Below are 20,227 nucleotides of genomic sequence, written 5' to 3' on the forward strand. Positions count from 1 at the left end.
CGGTGACGGTGACGGTGGTTACCCTTCGATGAAGGTCCCGGACAAGGGGAGCCAAGCGGGAGAGGAACCGGCAGACATGAGTTCGGCAACCGTGCTCGACTCCATCATCGAGGGAGTCTGCGCCGACGTTGCCGCCCGGGAGGCCGTCGTCAGCCTGGCGGAAGTCAAGGCGGCAGCCGAGGCCATGCCCGCGCCGCGCGACGTCATGGCGGCCCTGCGAGAGCCTGGAATCGCGGTCATCGCCGAGGTCAAGCGCGCCAGCCCGTCCAAGGGGCAACTGGCCCCGATCGCCGACCCGGCCGAACTCGCCTGCGCCTACGCCGAGGGCGGAGCCCGCGCTATCAGCGTGCTGACCGAGGAGCGCCGCTTCAACGGCTCGCTCGCCGACCTCGACGCGGTGCGTGCCGCGGTGTCGGTTCCGGTGCTGCGCAAGGACTTCATCGTGCGGCCCTACCAGATTCACGAAGCTCGCGCCCACGGCGCGGACATGCTGTTGCTGATCGTGGCGGCGCTCGAACAGCAGGCGCTGGTCTCGATGCTCGACCGCACCGAGTCGCTCGGGATGACCGCCCTGGTCGAGGTGCACACCGAGGAAGAGGCCGACCGGGCCCTGACCGCCGGCGCCAAGGTGATCGGGGTCAACGCCCGCGACTTGCACACGCTGGAGGTCGACCGGGACTGCTTTGCGCGGATCGCGCCGGGCCTGCCGACCGAGGTGGTCAAGATCGCCGAGTCCGGCGTGCGCGGCACCGCGGACCTGCTGGCCTATGCCGGTGCCGGTGCGGACGCCGTCCTCGTCGGCGAGGGACTGGTCACCAGCGGCGACCCGCGGGCGGCCGTTGCCGATTTGGTCAGTGCGGGTAAGCATCCGTCCTGCCCGAAGCCCGCCCGCTAAATGTCGGATACCGCGCACCCGAACCTTCCGCGCGCCAGCGCCGGAGTCGCCGAACCCAGCCGGCACGACCCCGATGCCCGCGGGCACTTCGGCGCCTACGGCGGCCGCTACGTCGCCGAGGCGTTGATGGCGGTCATCGAAGAGGTCACCGCCGCCTACGACAAGGTGCGCAACGACCGGGAGTTCCTCGACACCCTCGACAACCTGCAGACGCACTACACCGGCCGGCCCTCGCCGCTGTACGAGGCGCAGCGCCTGACCGCCCACGCCGGCGGCGCCCGCATCTTCCTGAAGCGCGAGGACCTGAACCACACCGGCTCGCACAAGATCAACAACGTGCTGGGCCAGGCCCTGTTGGCGCGGCGGATGGGCAAGACCCGGGTGATCGCCGAGACCGGCGCCGGCCAGCACGGGGTGGCCACCGCCACCGCCTGCGCCCTGCTGGGCCTGGAGTGCGTGATCTACATGGGAGCCGTCGACACCCGCCGCCAGGCGCTCAACGTGGCCCGGATGCGGCTGCTGGGTGCCGAGGTGGTCTCGGTGGAATCGGGCTCGCAGACGCTCAAGGACGCCATCAACGACGCGTTCCGGGACTGGGTGACCAACGCCGATCGAACCTACTACTGCTTCGGGACCGCGGCCGGGCCGCACCCGTTCCCGACCATGGTGCGCGACTTCCAGCGGATCGTCGGGCTGGAGGCCCGCACGCAGATCCAGCAACTGGCCGGCCGGCTGCCCGATGCCGTGGTGGCCTGCGTCGGCGGCGGGTCGAACGCCATCGGCATCTTCCATGCGTTCATCGACGACCCCGCGGTGCGGCTGATCGGCTACGAAGCCGGCGGCGACGGCGTGGCCACCGGTCGGCACGCCGCGACGTTCGCCGGTGGCTCCCCGGGGGCGTTTCAGGGCTCGTTCTCCTACCTGCTGCAGGACGAGGACGGGCAGACCATCGAGTCACACTCGATCTCGGCGGGTCTGGACTATCCCGGCGTCGGCCCGGAGCACGCCTGGCTGCGCGAGACGGGGCGCGCCGAGTATCAGCCGATCACCGACGCCGAGGCGATGGAGGCGTTCGGAATACTCTGCCGCACCGAGGGAATCATCCCGGCGATCGAATCAGCGCACGCGGTGGCCGGCGCGCTCAAGCTGGCCGCCGAGCTGGGCCCGGGCAAGGTCATCGTGGTCAACCTGTCCGGACGCGGCGACAAGGACGTCGAAACCGCGGGCAAGTGGTTCGGACTGCTGGGCGACGATGACAATGCAGCGCGAAGCGATGCCGACGAACGGCGCGTGATCCAGAACGAGGGTGGGCCGGCATGACCGGCCACACCGGCGACCGGCTGGCCCCGATGTTCGCCGCGTGCCGGGCCGAGGGGCGCGCCGCGCTGATCGGCTACCTTCCCACCGGGTACCCGGATGTGCCCGGGTCGGTCGCGGCCATGACCACACTGGTCGAATCGGGTTGCGACCTCGTCGAAGTCGGCGTGCCCTACTCCGATCCGGGAATGGACGGCCCGACCATCGCGCGGGCCACCGAGGTGGCCCTGCAGGGCGGCGTCCGGGTCCGCGACACCTTGACCGCGGTCGAGGCTATCGCTGGTGCCGGTGGCCGTGCGGTTGTGATGACCTATTGGAATCTGGTGCTGCGCTACGGCGTCGATGCGTTCGCCCGCGATCTGGCCTCGGCCGGTGGGCTGGGGCTGATCACGCCCGATCTGATCGTCGACGAGGCCGACGACTGGCTGGCGGCATCCGAGCAGCATGGGCTGGATCGCATCTTCCTGGTGGCGCCGTCGTCGACACCGCAGCGATTGGCCGAGACCGCGCATGCCTCAAGCGGATTCGTCTACGCGGCGTCGACGATGGGTGTCACCGGTGTCCGCGACACGGTGTCGAACGCAGCGCCGGAGCTGGTGCGCAGGGTCCGGGAGGTCTCCGACATTCCGGTCGGGGTGGGCCTGGGTGTGCGTTCCGGCGCACAGGCCGCCGAGATCGGCACCTATACCGACGGTGTCATCGTCGGCTCGGCGCTGGTCACCGCGCTCGCCGATGGCCTGGGTGCCTTGCGCTCGCTGACCGAAGAACTGGCATCCGGTGTGCGTCAAAGGATTCCACAGCCATGACGTTGAACTGGCTCACGTACTTTCCCAGTCCGGCTCGCGGTGTCTGGCATCTCGGTCCGGTCCCGATCCGCGCCTATGCCCTGTGCATCATCATCGGCATCGTCATCGCCCTGCTGATCGGTGACCGCAGGTGGCGGGCGCGGGGCGGTGAACCGGGGGTCATCTACGACATCGCGTTGTGGGCCGTACCGTTCGGCTTGATCGGTGGGCGGCTGTACCACCTGATGACCGACTGGCGAACCTACTTCGGTGAGGGCGGCGCCGGCTGGGAGGCGACGCCGCGGATCTGGGACGGTGGCCTGGGGATCTGGGGTGCGGTGGCACTCGGTGGGATCGGCGCATGGATCGGCTGCCGGCGTCGCGGGATCCCGTTACCGGCGTTCGGTGACGCGGTCGCGCCCGGCATCGTGTTGGCGCAGGCGATCGGCCGGCTCGGCAATTACTTCAACCAGGAGCTCTACGGCCGGGAGACGACCTTGCCGTGGGGCCTGGAGATCTTCTGGCGGGAGGACGCCGCCGGGGTACGCGATCCGCACCTGCTCGACGGTGTGTCGACCGGCGAACTGTACAAGATCGTGCAACCGACGTTCCTGTACGAATTACTCTGGAATTTGGCCGTTTTCGCGGTGTTGATCTATGCCGACCGGCGGTTCCGCATGGGTCACGGCCGGCTGTTCGCGCTCTACGTCGCCGGTTACTGCATCGGGCGCTTCGGCATCGAACTGCTGCGCGACGACGCGGCCACCCACATCGCCGGGATCCGGGTCAACTCGTTCACATCGACGTTCGTGTTCATCGGAGCGGTGGTCTACATTCTGCTCGCCACCAAGGGCCGCGAGGACCCCGAGGTCATCCGTCGCGCGTGGGAACCCGGCGCACCGGACGACCAGGCCGCTGTGGCCGAACCCGAGCCGGCACCGGAAGAAGAGCTGGTGGCGGTCGGCGCTGCGAACGGCGTCGGGTCCGTGGTCCGGATACCGAATCGGCTTGCCGGCGAGGACGAAACCGAGCCGGACGAGGCCGGTGCCGACGACACCGTGGGCCCGGGCACCGACGACGCAGAGGCCTCCGACACCGAGGCAGGCGACGGTACCGACGTCGAAGGCGACGAGACCACCGAGCTCGAGGCTGACACCGACCGCGACGGCGTCGTCGAGCAGGCTGACGAAGCCGACGAGGCCGAACCCGAGGACGTTGCCGAAGACGACGGCAGCGTCGCCGACGAACCGGCCGAGGGTGACGAAGTCGCCGAGGGTGACGAAGTCGGCGAGGGTGACGAGGTCGCCGAACCGGTGGACCAGGCCGACGAGGACACGGCGGAGGCCACCGAGGAATCCGTCGCGGACGGCGCCGAAGTCGTCGAGGACACCGAAGATCTTGTGGCGGCACCGGAGCCCGACGAAGCTGCAGAGACCGAAACCGACCCGGTCGCCACAGCCGACGACGATTCCGACGATGATTCCGACGGCGGCGCCGACGGGGAAACCGACGTCGACAGCGACGAGGACACGGCTGAGGCCGACGCGGCCGACGTGGCTGACGGGGACGACGAGCCCGACCAGCGCTGATTTCGCTCCGACCGGCATCGCCGGTTTTTCTGGCATGCTGCAAGACATGACCGATCCGTCGTGGCCGCCGGCAGGTCCGCCGGACGGTTGGCAGCACCACCCGCACCAGCCCGGCTATCCGCCCCCGTATCCGGGCTACCCCGACGCGTTGGCGCCGCACGGCCGCCATCCGGTCACCGGGCAGCCGTACTCGGACAAGTCGAAAGTGATCGCAGCGCTGCTGCAGCTTCTGGGCTTGTTCGGCTTCCTCGGATTCGGGCGTATCTATCTGGGCCAAACCGCGCTGGGTATCGCGCAGTTGCTGGGCTGTCTGCTCTTCACCGCGGCGACGTGGGGCATCGGTGCCGCGGTCCCGATCATCTGGGGCATCGTCGATGCGATTCTGATGCTCGCCGGGCGGGTGAGCGACAAGCAGGGTCGACCGCTGCGCGACGGGACCTGACGCGCCAGACGGCCGCTCGCCACGCGGCTTTCGGCCGGCGCCAACCGTTCCTGAGGGGAGCGGCTCAGTCGGCCCGACTATGCTTGGGTCGTGAATCGACGCGGCAAGATCGTCTGTACTCTCGGTCCGGCGACCCACTCCGCGGAGATGGTCCGAGCATTGGTCGACGCGGGCATGGATGTGGCCCGGCTGAACTTCAGCCACGGCGACCACAAAGACCATCAAGCCTCTTACCAATGGGTGCGCAGCGCTTCGGATGCGACCGGGCGGGCGGTCGGTGTGCTGGCCGACCTGCAGGGACCCAAGATCCGGCTGGGACGCTTCGCCGACGGCTCCGCCTACTGGGCCAACGGCGAGACCGTCCGCATCACGGTCTCCGACTGTCCGGGCGGCCATGATCGGGTATCCACCACCTACAAACACCTCGCGGCCGACGCCGCACCCGGCGACCGTGTCCTGGTCGACGACGGCAAGGTCGGCCTGGTGGTGGAACACATCGACGGCGAAGACGTGGTGTGCACCGTCACCGAGGGCGGCACGGTCAGCAACCACAAGGGCATATCGCTGCCGGGCATGAACGTCTCCGCTCCCGCGCTGTCCGAGAAGGACATCGAAGACCTGGAATTCGCGCTGAACCTCGGCGTCGACATGGTGGCACTGTCCTTCGTGCGCTCGCCGTCGGATGTGGAGCTGGTGCACGAGGTGATGGACCGGGTCGGTCGCCGGGTCCCGGTGATCGCCAAACTGGAGAAGCCGGAGGCCATCGAGAACCTCGAGGCCGTGGTGCTGGCGTTCGACGCGGTGATGGTGGCCCGCGGCGACCTGGGGGTGGAGCTCGCACTCGAAGAAGTGCCGTTGGTGCAGAAGCGCGCCATTCAGGTGGCGCGCGAGAACGCCCGCCCGGTCATCGTCGCGACCCAGATGCTGGAGTCGATGATCTCGAATTTCCGGCCCACCCGCGCCGAGGCGTCCGACGTGGCCAATGCGGTGCTCGACGGCACCGACGCGGTGATGCTGTCCGGTGAGACGGCCGTCGGCAAGTACGCTCTGGAGGCGGTACGGACGATGAGCCGGATCGTGTGCGCGGTGGAGGAGAATTCCACTGCGGCACCGCCGTTGTCGCATATTCCGCGGACCAAGCGCGGGGTGATCTCGTATGCGGCCCGCGAGATCGGCGAGCGCCTCGACGCCAAGGCACTGGTGGCGTTCACCCAGTCCGGTGACACCGTTCGCCGGCTGGCCCGGCTGCACACCCCGCTACCGCTGCTGGCGTTCACCGCGCTTCCCGAGGTCCGTAGCCAGCTCGCAATGACCTGGGGCACTGAGACTTTCATTGTTCCGCAGATGCAGTCGACCGATGGGATGATCCGTCAGGTCGACAAGGCACTGCTGGACCTGGGCCGTTACAAGCGCGGCGACCTGGTGGTGATCGTCGCGGGCGCGCCGCCGGGCACCGTCGGTTCGACCAACCTGATCCACGTGCACCGGATCGGCGAGGACGACGTCTAGTGCCGGCCGAGCCGAACACGGACTTCCAGGAGCTGTTGGCCGTTTTGGACCTCGAGGCCACCGAACCCGACGTGTTCACCGGATCGCACCCGAGCAAGACGCCGCTGCGCACTTTCGGCGGACAGTTGATGGCGCAATCGTTCGTGGCCGCGAGCCGTACCGTCTCGGAGCACCTGCCGCCGGGCGCGTTGTCGGTCCACTTCATCAACGGCGGGGATCCGGGCCGCGACATCGAATTCCGGGTCCACCGGCTGCGCGACGAGCGGCGGTTCGCCAACCGCCGGGTCGACGCGTTGCAGGGTGACACCCTGATCGCCACCGCGATGGTCTCGTATCTCTCCGGTGGTCGCGGGCTCGAGCACGGCGCGGAAGCGCCCGCGGTCGCCGATCCGGAGACGCTGCCCCGGGTCCGGAAGCTTCTGGAGGGCTACGAGGAGGTCGTGCCCGGCTTCGTCAATGCGCCGCACCCGATCGACTGGCGCTACGCCAACGATCCCGCCTGGGTGATGCGGGACAAGGGAGGGCAGCTCGCCCATAACCGGGTCTGGATGAAGGCCGACGGGGTGTTGCCCGAGGATCCGGTGCTGCACACCGCGCTAATGGTGTACTCGTCGGACACCACGGTGCTCGATTCGATCATCACCACCCATGGGCTGTCGTGGGGTTTCGACCGGATCTTTGCCGCGAGCGCCAACCACACCCTGTGGTTCCACCGGCCGGTGCGTTTCGACGACTGGGTGCTGTACGCGACGTCATCACCGGTGGCTGCGGACTCCCGCGGGCTGGGCGCCGGGCACTTCTTCGACCGATCCGGGCAGGTGATCGCCACCGTCACCCAGGAGGGTGTCCTGATGTACTTCCCCAACGCCAAGCGCTGAGCGACTGCCGGCGCGGCTTGGCCGCCCTTGCGGTCTTCGTTAGGCCGGCATCAGTGCCGAGTCCGACGACTCCTGCACCATAGGGGCTTCGGCGGTGCCGAACTTGTTCTCGAAATGCTCACGGAACCGGTCGGTGCACTGCTGCTGGGCGGCCGCGTCCGATCCCGCTTTCGTCATGCAGTCCACGTAGTCGCCGCCGCCGGCCGTCCGCCAGATGCCGACGTAGACGAAGATGCAGCCGATTCCGGCGACGACCGCCAGGGCGCCGAGCACGATGCCGGAGATCGCGACCCCGCCGTTGTCGGCTTCACCGCGTTTGGCGCGGCCGCGGCCGATGAACCCGAGGACCACCGCCACGATCCCCAGCACCACACCGCCGACCACCGACAATGCGGTCACGATTCCGGCGATGGCGACCACCAGGGCGGCGATGCCCGCACCGTTGCGGGGGGCGCTGACCTGGCCGGGCGGTGGGTAGCCCGGATAGGTCCCGGGCGCCGGATATGGGTACGGGTACGCCGGCGGGGGGTAACCACCGCCGGCCGGAGGCCAGGACGGTTGAGACTCGGGCATTGCGCGCGCTCCACATCAGGGCATTCGACAGGTGTCAGCAGGGTCAGATCTCAGAGTACCCGCGTCGGCCCGTTCGGGCGCTGGAGCAGGCGGGCGCCCGCTAGGGGCCCGACAATGCCGTGGCGACGTTGCGGGCGGCCCGTCGGATGCTGATGGCGGTGATGATCTCGGCGATGCCGATGACGATCAGCCAGCTGCCGACGACCAGCGCCAGGATCCACAGCGAGGTGAACGGCGCGGCCAGGGTCACCAAGCCGGCCAGCAGGCTGAGCACGCCCATGAAGATCTGCCAGCCGCGGCCGGGCAGTTCCGGGTCGCTGATACCGGCAACGGCGGTGGCCACACCGCGGAAGATGAAGCCGACCGCGATCCAGATGGCCAGCAGCAGCACCGCCAGCGCTTCCTCGTCGGAATTGAAATGCCGGAAGCACAGCACGGCCAGGATCAGCGACGCCGCCCCGCTGATGAAGAGCAGCACCCGGCCGCCCACCGACATCACCGGCAAGCTGAACGCGAAAATCGTCTGTGCCACACCGGTTATCAGCAGGTAGACGCCGAACAGAATCGCGGCAACCAGGATCGAGTTACCGGGCCGAGCCAGTATCAGCACGCCCAGCACCAGGGCGAGGACACCGGAGACCAGCGTCGATTTCCACAGATGCGGTAGCAGCTTCGGGACGGCCGTCGTTTCCATGCCCGGAGTTTGGCACATGGGCCGCTGGAGGGGGCGGTTTCAGCGTTACCGGCGTGCCGTGTCCCGGGCGTAGATTTCGGCGAGGAACTGCTCGACGGCCACCGCGGTGTGCGCCGCCCGTGGCGAGCCGAAGATGTCGAATGCGTGCTGGGCCACCGGCAACTCCGCATAGACAACGGGGTTCGCGCTGACATGGCGCAACCGGGCGGTGAACGCGCGGGCCTGCTCGACCGGGACCAACGAATCGTTGCTGCCGTGCAGCACGAAAAACGGCGGGGCGTCAGCCGAGATGTACGTCATCGATGACGCGGTGCGATAGGTGTCGGGGAACCGGCGCCGGCTCTGTTTGAACACATACGCGCTGAGCGCCGGTGCCAGCAGCGGATGCAGATCGGTCTCGCCGGTGAAGTCGTAGACGCCGTAGAACGGAACGGCCGCGCGCACGCTGGTGTCGGCATCGGCGAAGCCCGGCTGGAACTGTGGATCGCCCGCGGTCAGTGCGGTCAGCGAGCACAGGTGGCCGCCCGCCGAGCCGCCGGTGACCGCGACCCAGTCCGGGTCGCCGCCGTAGTCGGCGATGTGGGCTTTGGTCCAGGCCAGCGCCCGCTTGACGTCGATGATGTGGTCCGGCCACGTGGAGCGGGGGCTGAGCCGGTAGTTGATCGACACGCACACCCAGCCCCGTTCGACTAGATGGCTCATCAGCGGATGCGCCTGACCGCGTTTGCTTCCCACCATCCAGGCGCCGCCGGGGACCTGCAGCAGGACGGGAGCGCGGCCGTCGCGGGGCAGGTCTCGGTGCCGCCATACGTCGAGGGTGTTGCGGCCGCCGTATTCGCCGTAAGGAATGTCGGCATCGGTGGCGTAGTCGCGGTAGACCCGCATCATGCGCACCAGACCGGGTGCCTTGGCGATCTCGCCGTCCGGGCCCGGTCGCTTCCAGAGCTCGCGGCCGTCGGTGCGCCGATCCGCACCGAGTTCGGCGTCCAACGCAGCGGTCAGCGGTCGATTCGCGGTGCGACCGAGATGGTTGAGCCCGAGCAGGCCCAGCCAGGACAGCACCGAAACCAGCCAACTGAACCGTCGTACCCGCGGCGGCAGCCCGCGCGATACCGCTGCCAACGCCGCGGACTGCCCGGCCACGAGTTGCAGCGGAAGCTCCGAGGCGAACACGCCGAACGCGAACGCATACAGCGACGGATAGCCGTGCTTGCTGAGCGGGCGGTAGCCATTGAGCGTGGTGGCGAGTCCGGCGAGCGAGCCGAATACAGCCAACAGCCTCGTCATTGCGCTCCTTCGCATTGGGGGATGACCCTCCGGCACCCTACCGAAACCGGTCGAATCGCCCCGTCAGCGCGCAGGCACCGACAGTGATCGTGACGCCGGACCGCGGGAGGCCGGCGGGCGCGCGCCGACCAGGAACCAGGTATGCATGACGCCCTTGCCCTTGACGTCGACGTCGCCGCGCTCCTCGAACACGAATTCGCTGGTCAACCGCTCGTAGACGTCCTGTGGAACCTGGATACGGTTCGGTACGCCGGTCGACTCCATCCGGGAGGCGAGGTTGACCGCGTCCCCCCACACGTCATAGAAGAACCGGCGATTGCCGACCACGCCGGCGACCACCGGGCCGGCGGCCAGACCGATCCGCAGCGACACCGGCCGGCCCAGCGGATCGCGCAGTTCGGCAATGGTGCCGGCGATGTCGAGGGCCAGTTGCGCCAGCGCGTGCAGATGGTCCGGTCGCGGATCGGGGACTCCGCTGACCACCATGTAGGAATCACCGCTGGTCTTGATCTTCTCCAGCCCGTGCCGATCGACGAGCCGATCCAGCCCGGTGTAGATCTCGTTGAGGAATTCGACCAGCTGCCCAGGGTCGGTCTGGCTGGCCCGCCGGGTGAAGTCGGCGATATCGGCGAACAGCACCGAGGCATCGGGATAGCTGTCGGCGATGACGTCGACCGCCGGGTTCTTCAGCCGGTTGGCTACGGCGGTGGGCAGAATATTCGCCAGCAGCGCTTCGGACCGATCGTATTCGGCCTCCATCGCCGCTTCGGCGTGGCCGATCTCGCGCAGCGCGTACCAGATGGTGGCGATCACTATGAAGCACGCCGAGACCACCACCAGGGCGAAGGACAGGTCGCGCAGCCAGGCCGGCTGATCCAGCTTGTAGGTGGGAACCAGGAACTGCAGGGCGATCGTCAGCGCCGCACCGATGCCCGCCACCACCGCGGCCAATTTGATCCGGTCCACGCCGAGAATGAGCACGCTGATCGACGCCGAGGCCAGGAAGTAGAACTGGACACCCGATCCGGTCCCGACCACCCAGCAGATTACGAAGGTCGTCAGGTAGGCGATGCCGACGAACGCCAGGGGCGCGATCAGCTCGCCGTAGTGGTAGAGCAGCGGGGTCAGCACAAAGGCGGCGGCGGCGATGAGATTGAGCGCACCGATCCACCAGTAAGCGGGGTCCGCCCAGATCTCCAGCAGTCCGAAGCCCGCGCTGATGATCGCGGCGAGGCCGGCGGAGACCTTGAGGATCCGCAGCCGCTGCGACAGCCGCGCTGCGTAGTGGCGGGTGCGCGCCGGCATGCAACGCCAGTGCCGGTCGGAAGGCTGGGATTCCGCCGATACCGCGAGAAACCGCTTGACGGTCACCTTCAACAGCCTAATCCCGTGAGGTGCGGAGCTGGGCTTTCATTCGGCGGCTAGGGTCACCGAGCATGGTGCTGCGTTCCATTGCGCTGTTCGTGCTGGCCGCCGTCGCGGAGATCGGCGGTGCCTGGCTGGTCTGGCAGGGGGTGCGTGAGCACCGCGGGCTGCTGTGGGCCGGGGCCGGTGTGATCGCCTTGGGCCTGTACGGCTTTGTGGCGACGCTGCAGCCCGACGCCCATTTCGGCCGGATCCTGGCCGCCTACGGTGGGGTGTTCGTCGCGGGCTCACTGGCCTGGGGCATGGCCTTCGACGGTTTCCGGCCCGACCGCGCCGACGTTCTCGGCGCGCTGATCTGCCTGCTGGGCGTGGGTGTGATCATGTACACGCCCCGCTGAGCCCGAAGCAGCAGGGGACTCGCCCGTGCGGGTCTCCGGCGCGATGTACGGTCGGTGACCGGGTGTTTCTCAGTGCCCTCGGTGAGATTCGAACTCACACTGTACGGGTTTTGAATCCGTTTCCTCTGCCAGTTGGGATACGAGGGCCGAGCGCCTGCGCGCGGGTCTCCACGATAGACGATGCCCCGAAGGGTTGCCGCCGCCGGCAGGCGCGACAGAATGGGGTGATGACTGCGTCGACATCCGAGGGCGCTCCGCGTCCTGCCCGCCGGGTCCTGATCGCCGAGGACGAAGCGCTGATCCGGCTCGACCTCGCCGAAATGCTGCGGGAAGAGGGCTACGAGGTCGTCGGCGAGGCCGGCGACGGCCAGGAGGCCGTCGAGCTGGCGGAGCTGCTGCGCCCCGATCTGGTGATCATCGACGTCAAGATGCCGCGCCGCGACGGCATCGACGCGGCGTCCGAGATCGCCGGAAAACGCATCGCGCCGATCGTCATGCTCACCGCATTCAGCCAGCGCGACCTGGTGGAACGGGCCCGCGACGCCGGGGCGATGGCCTATCTGGTCAAACCCTTCTCGGCCGGGGACCTGGTGCCCGCCATCGAGCTGGCGGTCAGCCGCTCGGAGGAGATCACCGCGCTGGAACGCGAAGTCAGCAGCCTGTCGGAGCAACTCGAGACCCGCAAGCTCATCGAGCGCGCCAAGGGACTGCTGCAGAGCAAGCAGGGCCTGAGCGAGCCGGACGCATTCCGGTGGATTCAGCGGGCGGCGATGGACAAGCGGACCACGATGCGCCAGGTGGCCGAGGTCGTGCTGGAAACCCTCGACACGGCGGCGAACCCCCCGACCTGACCACCGTTGCCCTGGTTCAACCAGTAGTCTCGATGACGTGCAGCGCAGAATCATGGGCATCGAGACCGAGTTCGGTGTCACCTGCACCTTCCACGGCCACCGGCGACTGTCACCCGACGAGGTGGCACGGTATCTGTTCCGCCGGGTGGTGTCCTGGGGTCGCAGTTCGAATGTGTTCCTGCGCAACGGCGCCCGGTTGTATCTGGATGTCGGTAGTCATCCGGAGTACGCCACCGCCGAATGCGACAACCTGGTGCAGCTGGTCACCCACGACCGGGCCGGCGAACGGGTGCTCGAAGACCTGCTGATCGATGCCGAGCAGCGGCTGGCCGATGAGGGGATCGGCGGCGACATCTACCTGTTCAAAAACAACACCGACTCGGCGGGCAACTCCTACGGCTGCCACGAGAACTACCTGATCGTCCGCGCCGGGGAGTTCTCCCGGATCTCCGACGTGCTGCTGCCGTTCCTGGTGACCCGCCAACTGATCTGCGGCGCCGGCAAGGTGCTGCAGACCCCCAAGGCCGCCACCTTCTGTCTGTCGCAGCGCGCCGAGCACATCTGGGAGGGCGTGTCGAGCGCCACGACCCGATCGCGTCCCATCATCAACACCCGCGACGAGCCGCACGCCGACGCCGAGAAGTACCGCCGGCTGCACGTCATCGTCGGGGACTCCAACATGTCCGAGACCTCCACCCTGCTCAAGGTGGGCAGCGCGGCACTGGTGCTGGAGATGATCGAGGCGGGGGTGCCCTTCCGCGACTTCTCGCTGGACAACCCGATCCGGGCGATCCGCGAGGTCAGCCACGACGTCACCGGCCGACGCCCGGTGCGGCTGGCCGGCGGGCGCCAGGCCGGCGCGCTGGACATCCAGCGCGAGTACTACGGGCGGGCGGTGGACTACGTGCAGACGCGGGCCAGCAACCCGCAGCTCGAGCAGGTCATCGACCTGTGGGGCCGCCAGCTCGACGCCGTCGAAACCCAGGATTTCGCCAAGGTGGACACCGAGATCGACTGGGTGATCAAACGAAAGCTGTTCCAGCGCTACCAGGATCGCTACGACATGGAGCTGTCCGATCCGAAGATCGCGCAGCTGGACCTGGCCTATCACGACATCAAGCGGGGCCGCGGGGTGTTCGATCTGCTGCAGCGCAAGGGGCTGGCCGCCCGGGTCACCACCGACGAGGAGGTCGACGAGGCGGTCGACACGCCGCCGCAGACCACCCGCGCCAAGCTGCGCGGCGAATTCATCAGTGCCGCACAGGCCGCCGGCCGGGACTTCACCGTCGACTGGGTGCACCTCAAGCTCAACGATCAAGCCCAGCGCACCGTGCTGTGCAAAGACCCGTTCCGGTCGGTCGACGAGCGGGTCAAGCGCCTGATCGCCAGCATGTAGCACCCACTTCCGACCGACCCGCCCGCCGCCACCGCCTATCCTCCTTGCATGGCGACTGCCAAAGTCGAACGACTACTGAATCTGGTCATCGCATTGCTGTCCACGCGCGGTTATCTCACCGCGGAGAAGATCCGCGCCACCGTGATCGGCTACGGTGACAGCCCCAGCGACGAAGCGTTCTCCCGGATGTTCGAGCGGGACAAGAACGAGCTGCGGGATCTGGGCATTCCGCTGGAAACCGGGAAGGCTTCGGTGTTCGACACGGTCGACGGCTACCGCATCAACCCCGATGCTTACGCGCTGCCCGCCATCGAGCTCACCACGGAGGAGGCCGCCGCGGTTGCCGTGGCGGTCCAGCTGTGGCAGTCGCCCCAGCTGCGGGCCAATGCCCAGGGGGCGGTGGCCAAACTGCACGCCGCCGGTGTCGAGGTGGACCCGGCGCGCGCCGACGTACTGGTGGCGCCCCCGGCGGCGCTCCCGGGCATCCACCGAGCCGAGCCGGCGCTGGGCGCCCTGATGGACGCCGTGCAGGCGGGGCAGGCCGTGCAGTTCGGCCACCGCCCGTCGCCGGTCGATCCGTACGTCACCCGCACCGTCGAGCCGTGGGGGGTGGTGACCCACGGCGGCCGCTGGTATCTGGTCGGCCATGACCGCGATCGCGATGCGGTGCGCACCTTCCGGATGTCACGGATCGCCGACGAGGTCACCCCGATCGGGTCGCCGGGTTCGGTCACCCGCCCCGACGGCGTCGACCTGCGCGCGATCGTCGCCGAGGCCGTCGGCGAAGCCCCGACCGGGCTGCAGGCCCGGATCTGGGTCGCCGACGGCCGGGCGGTGGCATTGCGCCGGGCCGGCGCCGTGCTGGGCCGGCAGGCGCTCGCCGGCCGCGACGGCGACATCGTCGGCGTCGACATCGGCACCCACGACCGGCTGGCCCGCGATATCGCCGGGCACGGCGCCGACGCCGTCGTGCTGGATCCGCCGTCACTGCGCGACGACGTGGTGGCCCGGCTGACCGCCAGCGCCCGGGGGGTGCTCGCGTGAGCCAACTGTCCAAGCGGCTGGTCCGGCTGCTGAACATGGTGCCGTATCTGCAGGCGCGGCCCGGCATCACCAAGAAGCAGGCCGCCGCCGAGCTCGGCGTGAGCCTGGCGCAGCTGCAGGCCGACCTGCATCAGCTGGTGATGTGCGGCATGCCCGGTTACGGGCCGGGAGAGCTGATCGACGTGACGTTCTACGACGACCGCCTCGACGTGCACGAGACCGCGGGGGTGGATCGGCCGTTGCGGCTGACGTCGCCGGAGGCCACCGCCATGCTGATGGCGCTGCGGGCGTTGGTCGACATGCCCGGCATCGTCGACCCCCGAGCGGCACGCAGCGCGATCGCGAAGATCGAGAACGCCGCCGGCGAGGCCGCCCACCGGGCAACCGACGCCGCGGACGAGGACGACCCGGTCGCCGCGGTCGTCCGTGACGGCGTGCACCGCCGCCGGGCGATCAGCATCGACTACTACGCCGCCTCGCGGGACACGTCGTCGCGCCGGGTCGTCGACCCCATCCGGGTGGTGCTGATCGCAAACCACAGCTACCTGGAAGCCTGGTGCCGCGACTCCGCCGGGGTGCGGTTGTTCCGCTTCGACCGCATCGACGACGCCGAGCTGCTCGACGAACCCGCGGCGCCGCCGGAACCGGCACGCCAGGCCGAGACCGACACCTCGCTGTTCGACGCCGACCCGTCCCTGCCGGTCGCCACCGTGAGGGTGGCGCCGGCGGCGGCCTGGATGTTCGAGTACTACCCGATGCGACTGGTCGGTGATTCGGCCGACGGCTGGCGGGAAGCGGAGATGACCTACGCATCCGACGAATGGTTGACGCGGCTGCTGCTGGGCATGGGTGACGAGGTGCAGATCGTGGCACCCGAGTCGGTGGTCGACCGGGTGCGCGAGGCCGCGGCCGCCGCGCTGGCGGCCTACGGGGAAGTACGCGCGTGACCGCATTCAGTGCCGGGATGCTGATAGCCGATGTCGTCTTCCTGGCCGTGGTGATAGGCGTGGTGGTCGGCATCGTTTTCCTGGTCAAGGCCAAGTCGAAGCCGGCGGGCCAATCAGCGGTGCCCCCGGCTTGGTATCCGGATCCCGCCGACCCGGAACTGCTCCGCTACTTCGACGGTCAGAGCTGGACGGGGGCCACCCGTCCGCGGCGTGCGCCGCCGGGGTCCTGAGCTGCGGTAGCATCGATACGACGTCTGGAGGTAAGCAAAGTGAACGCTTTAGGACCGTCGCACCTGGCGATCCTCGCCGTCGCCGTGATCATCTTGTTCGGCGCCAAGCGCCTGCCCGACGCGGCGCGCTCGCTCGGTAAGTCGATGCGCATCTTCAAATCCGAGGTCCGCGAGCTGCAGAACGAGGCCAAGCCGGATTCGACCGCCAACTCGACCACCGTCTCCTCCGAGCGGGTCGATCCGCCGGCGGCCGGCGGTCCCTCGGCGTAGCCCGGCATCGCCGTCGCGGCATCCGCGTCTGATCTACTGTGCCCACGCTCGGAGCTCTGCGGCGGCTGGACCCGCGACTGCGTCGCAGCCGCACCAATCCCGACGGGACGATGTCGCTCGTCGATCACCTGCGTGAGCTGCGGACCCGGCTGCTGATCTCGCTTGCCGCGATCGTGGTCACCACCATCATCGGCTTCGTCTGGTACGGTCGGCCGTTGTTCGGGCTGGAGAGTCTCGGTGAGTGGCTGCGCCACCCGTACTGCGAGCTGCCGGCGTCCTCGCGCGCCGCGATCGCACCCGACGGGCAGTGCCGACTGCTGGCCACCGCGCCCTTCGACCAGTTCATGCTGCGGCTCAAGGTCGGGCTGGCCGCCGGAGTCGTGCTGGCCTGTCCGGTCTGGTTCTACCAGTTGTGGGCGTTCATCACGCCGGGGCTGTACCGCAAGGAGCGGCGCTTCGCGGTGGTGTTCGTCGTGTCTGCGGCGGTGCTGTTCGTCACCGGCGCCATCCTGGCCTATCTGGTGCTCTCCAAGGCGCTGGGTTTTCTGCTGACCGTGGGCAGCGATGTTCAGGTGACCGCGCTGTCCGGTGACCGCTATTTCGGATTCCTGCTCAACCTGCTGGTGGTGTTCGGCATCAGCTTCGAGTTCCCGCTGCTGATCGTCATGCTCAACCAGGTCGGGGTACTGAGCTACGCCCGGTTGAAGGAGTGGCGGCGCGGCCTGATCTTCGCGATGTTCGTGTTCGCGGCCTTCTTCACCCCCGGGTCGGACCCGTTCTCGATGATCGTGCTCGGCTGCACGTTGAGCCTGCTGCAGGAGTTCGCCATCCAGATCGCCCGACTGCACGACAAGCGCAAGGCCCGGCGGGAGGCCACCACGCAGCTACCCGACGACGCAGCCTCGCCGCTCGAGGCGCCGGCACCCGTGACAACCCCGCATGAGTAGTCCTCCCGGCACTCCCGGCGCCACTGAGCTCACGCGGTTCACCGCGGACCTGCCGTTCGGACTCGACGACTTCCAGCGCCGCGCGTGCCTGGCGCTGGCGGACGGTCGGGGAGTGCTGGTCTGCGCACCGACCGGCGCGGGCAAGACCGTGGTCGGCGAGTTCGCGGTGCACCTGGCGCTGGCCGCCGGCGGAAAGTGCTTCTACACCACCCCGATCAAGGCATTGAGTAACCAGAAGCACACCGACCTGGTGGCCCGTTACGGCGAGCACCGGGTCGGTTTGCTGACCGGCGATCTGTCGGTCAACGCCAACGCGCCGGTGGTGGTGATGACCACCGAGGTGTTGCGCAACATGCTCTACGCGGATTCACCCGCGCTGCAAGGGCTTTCCCACGTGGTGATGGACGAGGTGCACTTTCTGGCCGACCGGATGCGGGGCGCGGTCTGGGAGGAGGTCATCCTGCACCTGGCCGACGAAGTGCGGTTGGTCAGCCTCTCGGCGACGGTCAGCAACGCCGAGGAGTTCGGCGGCTGGATCCAGACGGTGCGCGGGGACACCGCTGTCGTCGTCGACGAGCACCGCCCGGTGCCGCTGTGGCAGCACATGATGGTCGGCAAGCGGCTTTTCGACCTGTTCGAGTCACGACCCGACACCGACGGGCAGGGAGCCGCCGGCCGGCCTCGCGTCGACCCACAACTGTTGCGGCACATCGCACATCGTCGCGAAGCCGACCGGCTCACCGACTGGTCGCCACGACGCCATGGCGGTCGGGGCGGCCCGGGGCGGCCGAGCTACCGGCCCCCGATGCGCCCGGACGTGATCGCGGTGCTGGATTCGGCCGGACTGCTGCCCGCGATCACCTTCGTGTTCTCCCGGGTCGGTTGCGATGCCGCCGTCAAACAGTGCCTGCGCTCACCGCTGCGGCTGACCACCGAGTCGGAGCGCGCCCGCATCGCCGAAGTGATCGACCACCGCTGCGGCGACCTCGCCGACGACGACCTGGACGTGCTGGGCTACTACGAATGGCGGGAGGGGCTGCTGCGCGGGCTGGCCGGCCACCACGCCGGGCTGCTGCCGGTGTTTCGCCACACCGTCGAAGAGCTGTTCGCCGCCGGCCTGGTCAAGGCCGTGTTCGCCACCGAAACCCTGGCGCTGGGCATCAACATGCCGGCCCGCACCGTGGTGCTCGAACGGTTGGTCAAGTTCAACGGTGAACAACATGCCGCCCTGACGCCGGGCGAATACACCCAATTGACGGGCCGGGCCGGGCGGCGCGGCATCGACGTCGAGGGCCACGCGGTGGTGCTGTGGCATCCGGGGGAGAGCACCGCCGACCCCGAGCAGGTGGCCGGCCTGGCGTCCACCCGTACCTTCCCGTTGCGCAGTTCGTTCGCCCCGTCCTACAACATGACGATCAATCTGGTCCAGCAGATGGGCCCCGAGCAGGCCCACCGGCTGTTGGAGCAGTCGTTCGCCCAGTACCAGGCCGACCGGTCCGTCGTCGGCCTGGTGCGCGGCGTCGAACGCGGCGAACGGACCCTCGAGGAGATCGCCGCCGAACTCGGCGGCCGCCATTCGCCGGTGCTCGACTACGCCCGGCTGCGGGCGGAGATCTCCGAACGGGAACGGGCCCAGGCGCGCGCCTCACGGCTGCAACGCCGTCGGGCCGCCAGTGACGCCCTGGCCGCGCTGCGCAAAGGCGACATCATCACCCTCGCGCGCGGTCGCCGCGGCGGTCTGGCAGTGGTGTTGCAGGCCGATCGGGATTCGGACGAGCCGCGGCCACTGGTGCTCACCGAGCATCGCTGGGCGGGCCGGATCTCCGCGGCGGACTACTCCGGCGCCGAGGGTCCGATCGGCTCCATGAACCTGCCCAAGCGGGTGGAGCACCGCCAGCCGCGGGTCCGCCGCGATCTGGCCTCGGCGTTGCGGTCGGCGGCAGAAGGTCTGGCGGCGCCGAAGCCGCGCGGCCGACGCGGCGGCGGGGCCCAGGAGGACCCGGTGGATCCGGAGCTGGCCGCACTGCGGCAACGGATGCGCGACCATCCCAGCCACAGCGACGCCGACCGCGAGGACAAGGTCCGCACCGCCGAGCGTTACCTGCGCGTGGAGGCCGACAATGCGCAACTGCGCAAGAAGGTCGACGCGGCGACCAACTCGCTGGCCCGCACCTTCGACCGGATCGTCGGCCTGTTGGCCGAACGCGGCTTCATAACGACCGGTGACGGCGATCCGAAGGTGACCGCGGATGGCCGGATGTTGGCCCGGATCTACAGCGAGAGCGACCTTTTGGTCGCCGAATGCCTACGCACCGGCGCGTGGGACGGGTTGGGGCCCGCCGAACTGGCCGCGGTCGTCTCCGCGGTGCTCTATGAGTCCCGCGGTGCGGACGGCCCGGACGGCCCTCCGACCCCGTACCCGCCCACCGAGCCGGTGCGCCGCGCACTGCACCGGACCCGCAAGCTCTCGGCGACGCTGCGAGCCGACGAGAGCCGGCACCGTATCGCCCCCGGCCGCGAACCCGACGAAGGGTTCGTCGCCGCCGTGTACCGCTGGGCCCGTACCGGCGACCTGGCGTCGGCGTTGGACGCCTCGGAGGGATTGGCGGCCGGTTCCGCGGCGTCGTTGTCGGCGGGTGACTTCGTGCGCTGGTGCCGCCAGGTGCTCGACCTGCTGGATCAGCTGCGCAATGCGGCGCCCGGCGCCGAATTGCGGACGACCGCAAAACAGGCGATCGACACGGTTTTACGCGGCGTCGTCGCCGTTGACGCCGGGTAGGCTGGTCCGGGCGCTACGGTGGAGAGCCGGC

General features: G+C 69.0%; 20 protein-coding genes and 1 tRNA gene. 16 read left to right on the plus strand and 5 right to left on the minus strand.

Annotated elements, in window-relative coordinates:
• The first annotated feature begins 76 nt into the window (after positions 1 to 76).
• The 7 genes from trpC to BST10_RS13460 all read left to right on the plus strand — a co-directional run bounded on the left by trpC (position 77) and on the right by BST10_RS13460 (position 7,415).
• A complete protein-coding gene (gene trpC / locus BST10_RS13430; RefSeq protein WP_013829065.1) occupies positions 77 to 895 on the plus strand; it encodes an indole-3-glycerol phosphate synthase TrpC in 819 nt (272 codons plus the stop codon).
• On the plus strand, positions 896 to 2,215 hold the full coding sequence (trpB, locus tag BST10_RS13435) for a tryptophan synthase subunit beta (protein WP_013829064.1): 1,320 nt from the start codon (positions 896 to 898) through the stop codon (positions 2,213 to 2,215).
• Entirely contained in the window at positions 2,212 to 3,018 is an 807-nt protein-coding gene (gene trpA / locus BST10_RS13440; protein ID WP_013829063.1) for a tryptophan synthase subunit alpha, read from the plus strand. The genes trpB and trpA overlap by 4 nt, the downstream gene beginning before the upstream one ends.
• The gene (gene lgt / locus BST10_RS13445) at positions 3,015 to 4,586 is read left to right on the plus strand and encodes a prolipoprotein diacylglyceryl transferase (protein ID WP_083038279.1); all 1,572 of its coding nucleotides are present in this window, start codon (positions 3,015 to 3,017) and stop codon (positions 4,584 to 4,586) included. Before trpA ends, lgt begins: the two co-directional genes overlap by 4 nt.
• A gap of 34 nt (positions 4,587 to 4,620) precedes the next feature.
• Positions 4,621 to 5,028 carry an NINE protein gene (locus BST10_RS13450; protein WP_083038281.1) on the plus strand — a complete coding sequence of 136 codons (408 nt, stop codon included), beginning with the start codon at positions 4,621 to 4,623 and terminating at the stop codon, positions 5,026 to 5,028.
• Between the two features lie 90 nt (positions 5,029 to 5,118).
• Positions 5,119 to 6,537 carry a pyruvate kinase gene (gene pyk / locus BST10_RS13455; RefSeq protein WP_013829060.1) on the plus strand — a complete coding sequence of 473 codons (1,419 nt, stop codon included), beginning with the start codon at positions 5,119 to 5,121 and terminating at the stop codon, positions 6,535 to 6,537.
• Positions 6,537 to 7,415: an acyl-CoA thioesterase II gene (locus BST10_RS13460; RefSeq protein WP_013829059.1), complete on the plus strand. Its 879-nt coding sequence runs from the start codon at positions 6,537 to 6,539 to the stop codon at positions 7,413 to 7,415. The genes pyk and BST10_RS13460 overlap by 1 nt, the downstream gene beginning before the upstream one ends.
• A 39-nt stretch (positions 7,416 to 7,454) precedes the next feature.
• On the opposite strand, the gene BST10_RS13465 is transcribed toward BST10_RS13460, so the two are convergent.
• The 4 genes from BST10_RS13465 to BST10_RS13480 all read right to left on the minus strand — a co-directional run bounded on the left by BST10_RS13465 (position 7,455) and on the right by BST10_RS13480 (position 11,340).
• Positions 7,455 to 7,988, minus strand: a complete 534-nt coding sequence (locus tag BST10_RS13465) for a DUF4190 domain-containing protein (RefSeq protein WP_013829058.1) — start codon at positions 7,986 to 7,988, stop codon at positions 7,455 to 7,457.
• Positions 7,989 to 8,088: 100 nt separating this feature from the next.
• On the minus strand, positions 8,089 to 8,700 hold the full coding sequence (locus BST10_RS13470; protein ID WP_041317968.1) for an HdeD family acid-resistance protein: 612 nt from the start codon (positions 8,698 to 8,700) through the stop codon (positions 8,089 to 8,091).
• Positions 8,701 to 8,727: 27 nt separating this feature from the next.
• Positions 8,728 to 9,984 (minus strand): alpha/beta hydrolase, encoded by a 1,257-nt coding sequence (locus BST10_RS13475; RefSeq protein ID WP_041317965.1) that lies wholly within the window; start codon positions 9,982 to 9,984, stop codon positions 8,728 to 8,730.
• A 48-nt stretch (positions 9,985 to 10,032) separates the two neighbouring features.
• On the minus strand, positions 10,033 to 11,340 hold the full coding sequence (locus BST10_RS13480) for an adenylate/guanylate cyclase domain-containing protein (protein WP_205277394.1): 1,308 nt from the start codon (positions 11,338 to 11,340) through the stop codon (positions 10,033 to 10,035).
• Between the two features lie 65 nt (positions 11,341 to 11,405).
• Between BST10_RS13480 and BST10_RS13485 the strand changes: the two genes are divergently transcribed.
• Complete coding sequence (locus tag BST10_RS13485; RefSeq protein WP_013829054.1) at positions 11,406 to 11,732, plus strand: YnfA family protein; 327 nt, start codon at positions 11,406 to 11,408, stop codon at positions 11,730 to 11,732.
• A gap of 73 nt (positions 11,733 to 11,805) precedes the next feature.
• On the opposite strand, the gene BST10_RS13490 is transcribed toward BST10_RS13485, so the two are convergent.
• Positions 11,806 to 11,879, minus strand: a tRNA-Leu gene (locus tag BST10_RS13490).
• A gap of 80 nt (positions 11,880 to 11,959) precedes the next feature.
• On the opposite strand from BST10_RS13490, the gene BST10_RS13495 reads away from it, so the two are divergent.
• The 8 genes from BST10_RS13495 to BST10_RS13530 all read left to right on the plus strand — a co-directional run bounded on the left by BST10_RS13495 (position 11,960) and on the right by BST10_RS13530 (position 20,196).
• Positions 11,960 to 12,583: an ANTAR domain-containing response regulator gene (locus BST10_RS13495; protein ID WP_083038284.1), complete on the plus strand. Its 624-nt coding sequence runs from the start codon at positions 11,960 to 11,962 to the stop codon at positions 12,581 to 12,583.
• Between the two features lie 37 nt (positions 12,584 to 12,620).
• On the plus strand, positions 12,621 to 13,979 hold the full coding sequence (gene pafA, locus BST10_RS13500; RefSeq protein ID WP_013829052.1) for a Pup--protein ligase: 1,359 nt from the start codon (positions 12,621 to 12,623) through the stop codon (positions 13,977 to 13,979).
• A gap of 48 nt (positions 13,980 to 14,027) precedes the next feature.
• Positions 14,028 to 15,023 (plus strand): helix-turn-helix transcriptional regulator, encoded by a 996-nt coding sequence (locus BST10_RS13505; protein WP_083038286.1) that lies wholly within the window; start codon positions 14,028 to 14,030, stop codon positions 15,021 to 15,023.
• Complete coding sequence (locus BST10_RS13510; RefSeq protein ID WP_013829050.1) at positions 15,020 to 15,970, plus strand: helix-turn-helix transcriptional regulator; 951 nt, start codon at positions 15,020 to 15,022, stop codon at positions 15,968 to 15,970. Before BST10_RS13505 ends, BST10_RS13510 begins: the two co-directional genes overlap by 4 nt.
• Positions 15,967 to 16,200: a DUF2510 domain-containing protein gene (locus tag BST10_RS13515; protein WP_013829049.1), complete on the plus strand. Its 234-nt coding sequence runs from the start codon at positions 15,967 to 15,969 to the stop codon at positions 16,198 to 16,200. Before BST10_RS13510 ends, BST10_RS13515 begins: the two co-directional genes overlap by 4 nt.
• Before the next feature lie 39 nt (positions 16,201 to 16,239).
• Entirely contained in the window at positions 16,240 to 16,470 is a 231-nt protein-coding gene (gene tatA, locus BST10_RS13520; RefSeq protein ID WP_013829048.1) for a Sec-independent protein translocase subunit TatA, read from the plus strand.
• A gap of 110 nt (positions 16,471 to 16,580) precedes the next feature.
• A complete protein-coding gene (tatC, locus tag BST10_RS13525; protein ID WP_013829047.1) occupies positions 16,581 to 17,417 on the plus strand; it encodes a twin-arginine translocase subunit TatC in 837 nt (278 codons plus the stop codon).
• Positions 17,410 to 20,196, plus strand: coding sequence for a DEAD/DEAH box helicase (locus BST10_RS13530; protein WP_083038288.1), 2,787 nt, complete (start codon positions 17,410 to 17,412; stop codon positions 20,194 to 20,196). The genes tatC and BST10_RS13530 overlap by 8 nt, the downstream gene beginning before the upstream one ends.
• The last annotated feature ends 31 nt before the right edge of the window (positions 20,197 to 20,227 follow it).

Origin of the sequence: Mycolicibacter algericus DSM 45454, from assembly GCF_002086455.1 — a bacterium.
GTDB classification, from domain to species: domain Bacteria; phylum Actinomycetota; class Actinomycetes; order Mycobacteriales; family Mycobacteriaceae; genus Mycobacterium; species Mycobacterium algericum.

Excerpts from the sequence above, each read along its gene's own strand:
- BST10_RS13530 (WP_083038288.1), top strand. The coding sequence starts at position 17,410 with ATGAGTAGTCCTCCCGGCACTCCCGGCGCCACTGAGCTCACGCGGTTC.
- tatC (WP_013829047.1), top strand. The coding sequence starts at position 16,581 with ATGTCGCTCGTCGATCACCTGCGTGAGCTGCGGACCCGGCTGCTGATC.
- BST10_RS13465 (WP_013829058.1), bottom strand. The coding sequence starts at position 7,988 with ATGCCCGAGTCTCAACCGTCCTGGCCTCCGGCCGGCGGTGGTTACCCC.
- BST10_RS13470 (WP_041317968.1), bottom strand. The coding sequence starts at position 8,700 with ATGTGCCAAACTCCGGGCATGGAAACGACGGCCGTCCCGAAGCTGCTA.
- BST10_RS13475 (WP_041317965.1), bottom strand. The coding sequence starts at position 9,984 with ATGCGAAGGAGCGCAATGACGAGGCTGTTGGCTGTATTCGGCTCGCTC.
- BST10_RS13485 (WP_013829054.1), top strand. The coding sequence starts at position 11,406 with ATGGTGCTGCGTTCCATTGCGCTGTTCGTGCTGGCCGCCGTCGCGGAG.
- lgt (WP_083038279.1), top strand. The coding sequence starts at position 3,015 with ATGACGTTGAACTGGCTCACGTACTTTCCCAGTCCGGCTCGCGGTGTC.
- BST10_RS13505 (WP_083038286.1), top strand. The coding sequence starts at position 14,028 with ATGGCGACTGCCAAAGTCGAACGACTACTGAATCTGGTCATCGCATTG.
- BST10_RS13495 (WP_083038284.1), top strand. The coding sequence starts at position 11,960 with ATGACTGCGTCGACATCCGAGGGCGCTCCGCGTCCTGCCCGCCGGGTC.
- BST10_RS13450 (WP_083038281.1), top strand. The coding sequence starts at position 4,621 with ATGCTGCAAGACATGACCGATCCGTCGTGGCCGCCGGCAGGTCCGCCG.
- trpA (WP_013829063.1), top strand. The coding sequence starts at position 2,212 with ATGACCGGCCACACCGGCGACCGGCTGGCCCCGATGTTCGCCGCGTGC.
- trpC (WP_013829065.1), top strand. The coding sequence starts at position 77 with ATGAGTTCGGCAACCGTGCTCGACTCCATCATCGAGGGAGTCTGCGCC.
- trpB (WP_013829064.1), top strand. The coding sequence starts at position 896 with ATGTCGGATACCGCGCACCCGAACCTTCCGCGCGCCAGCGCCGGAGTC.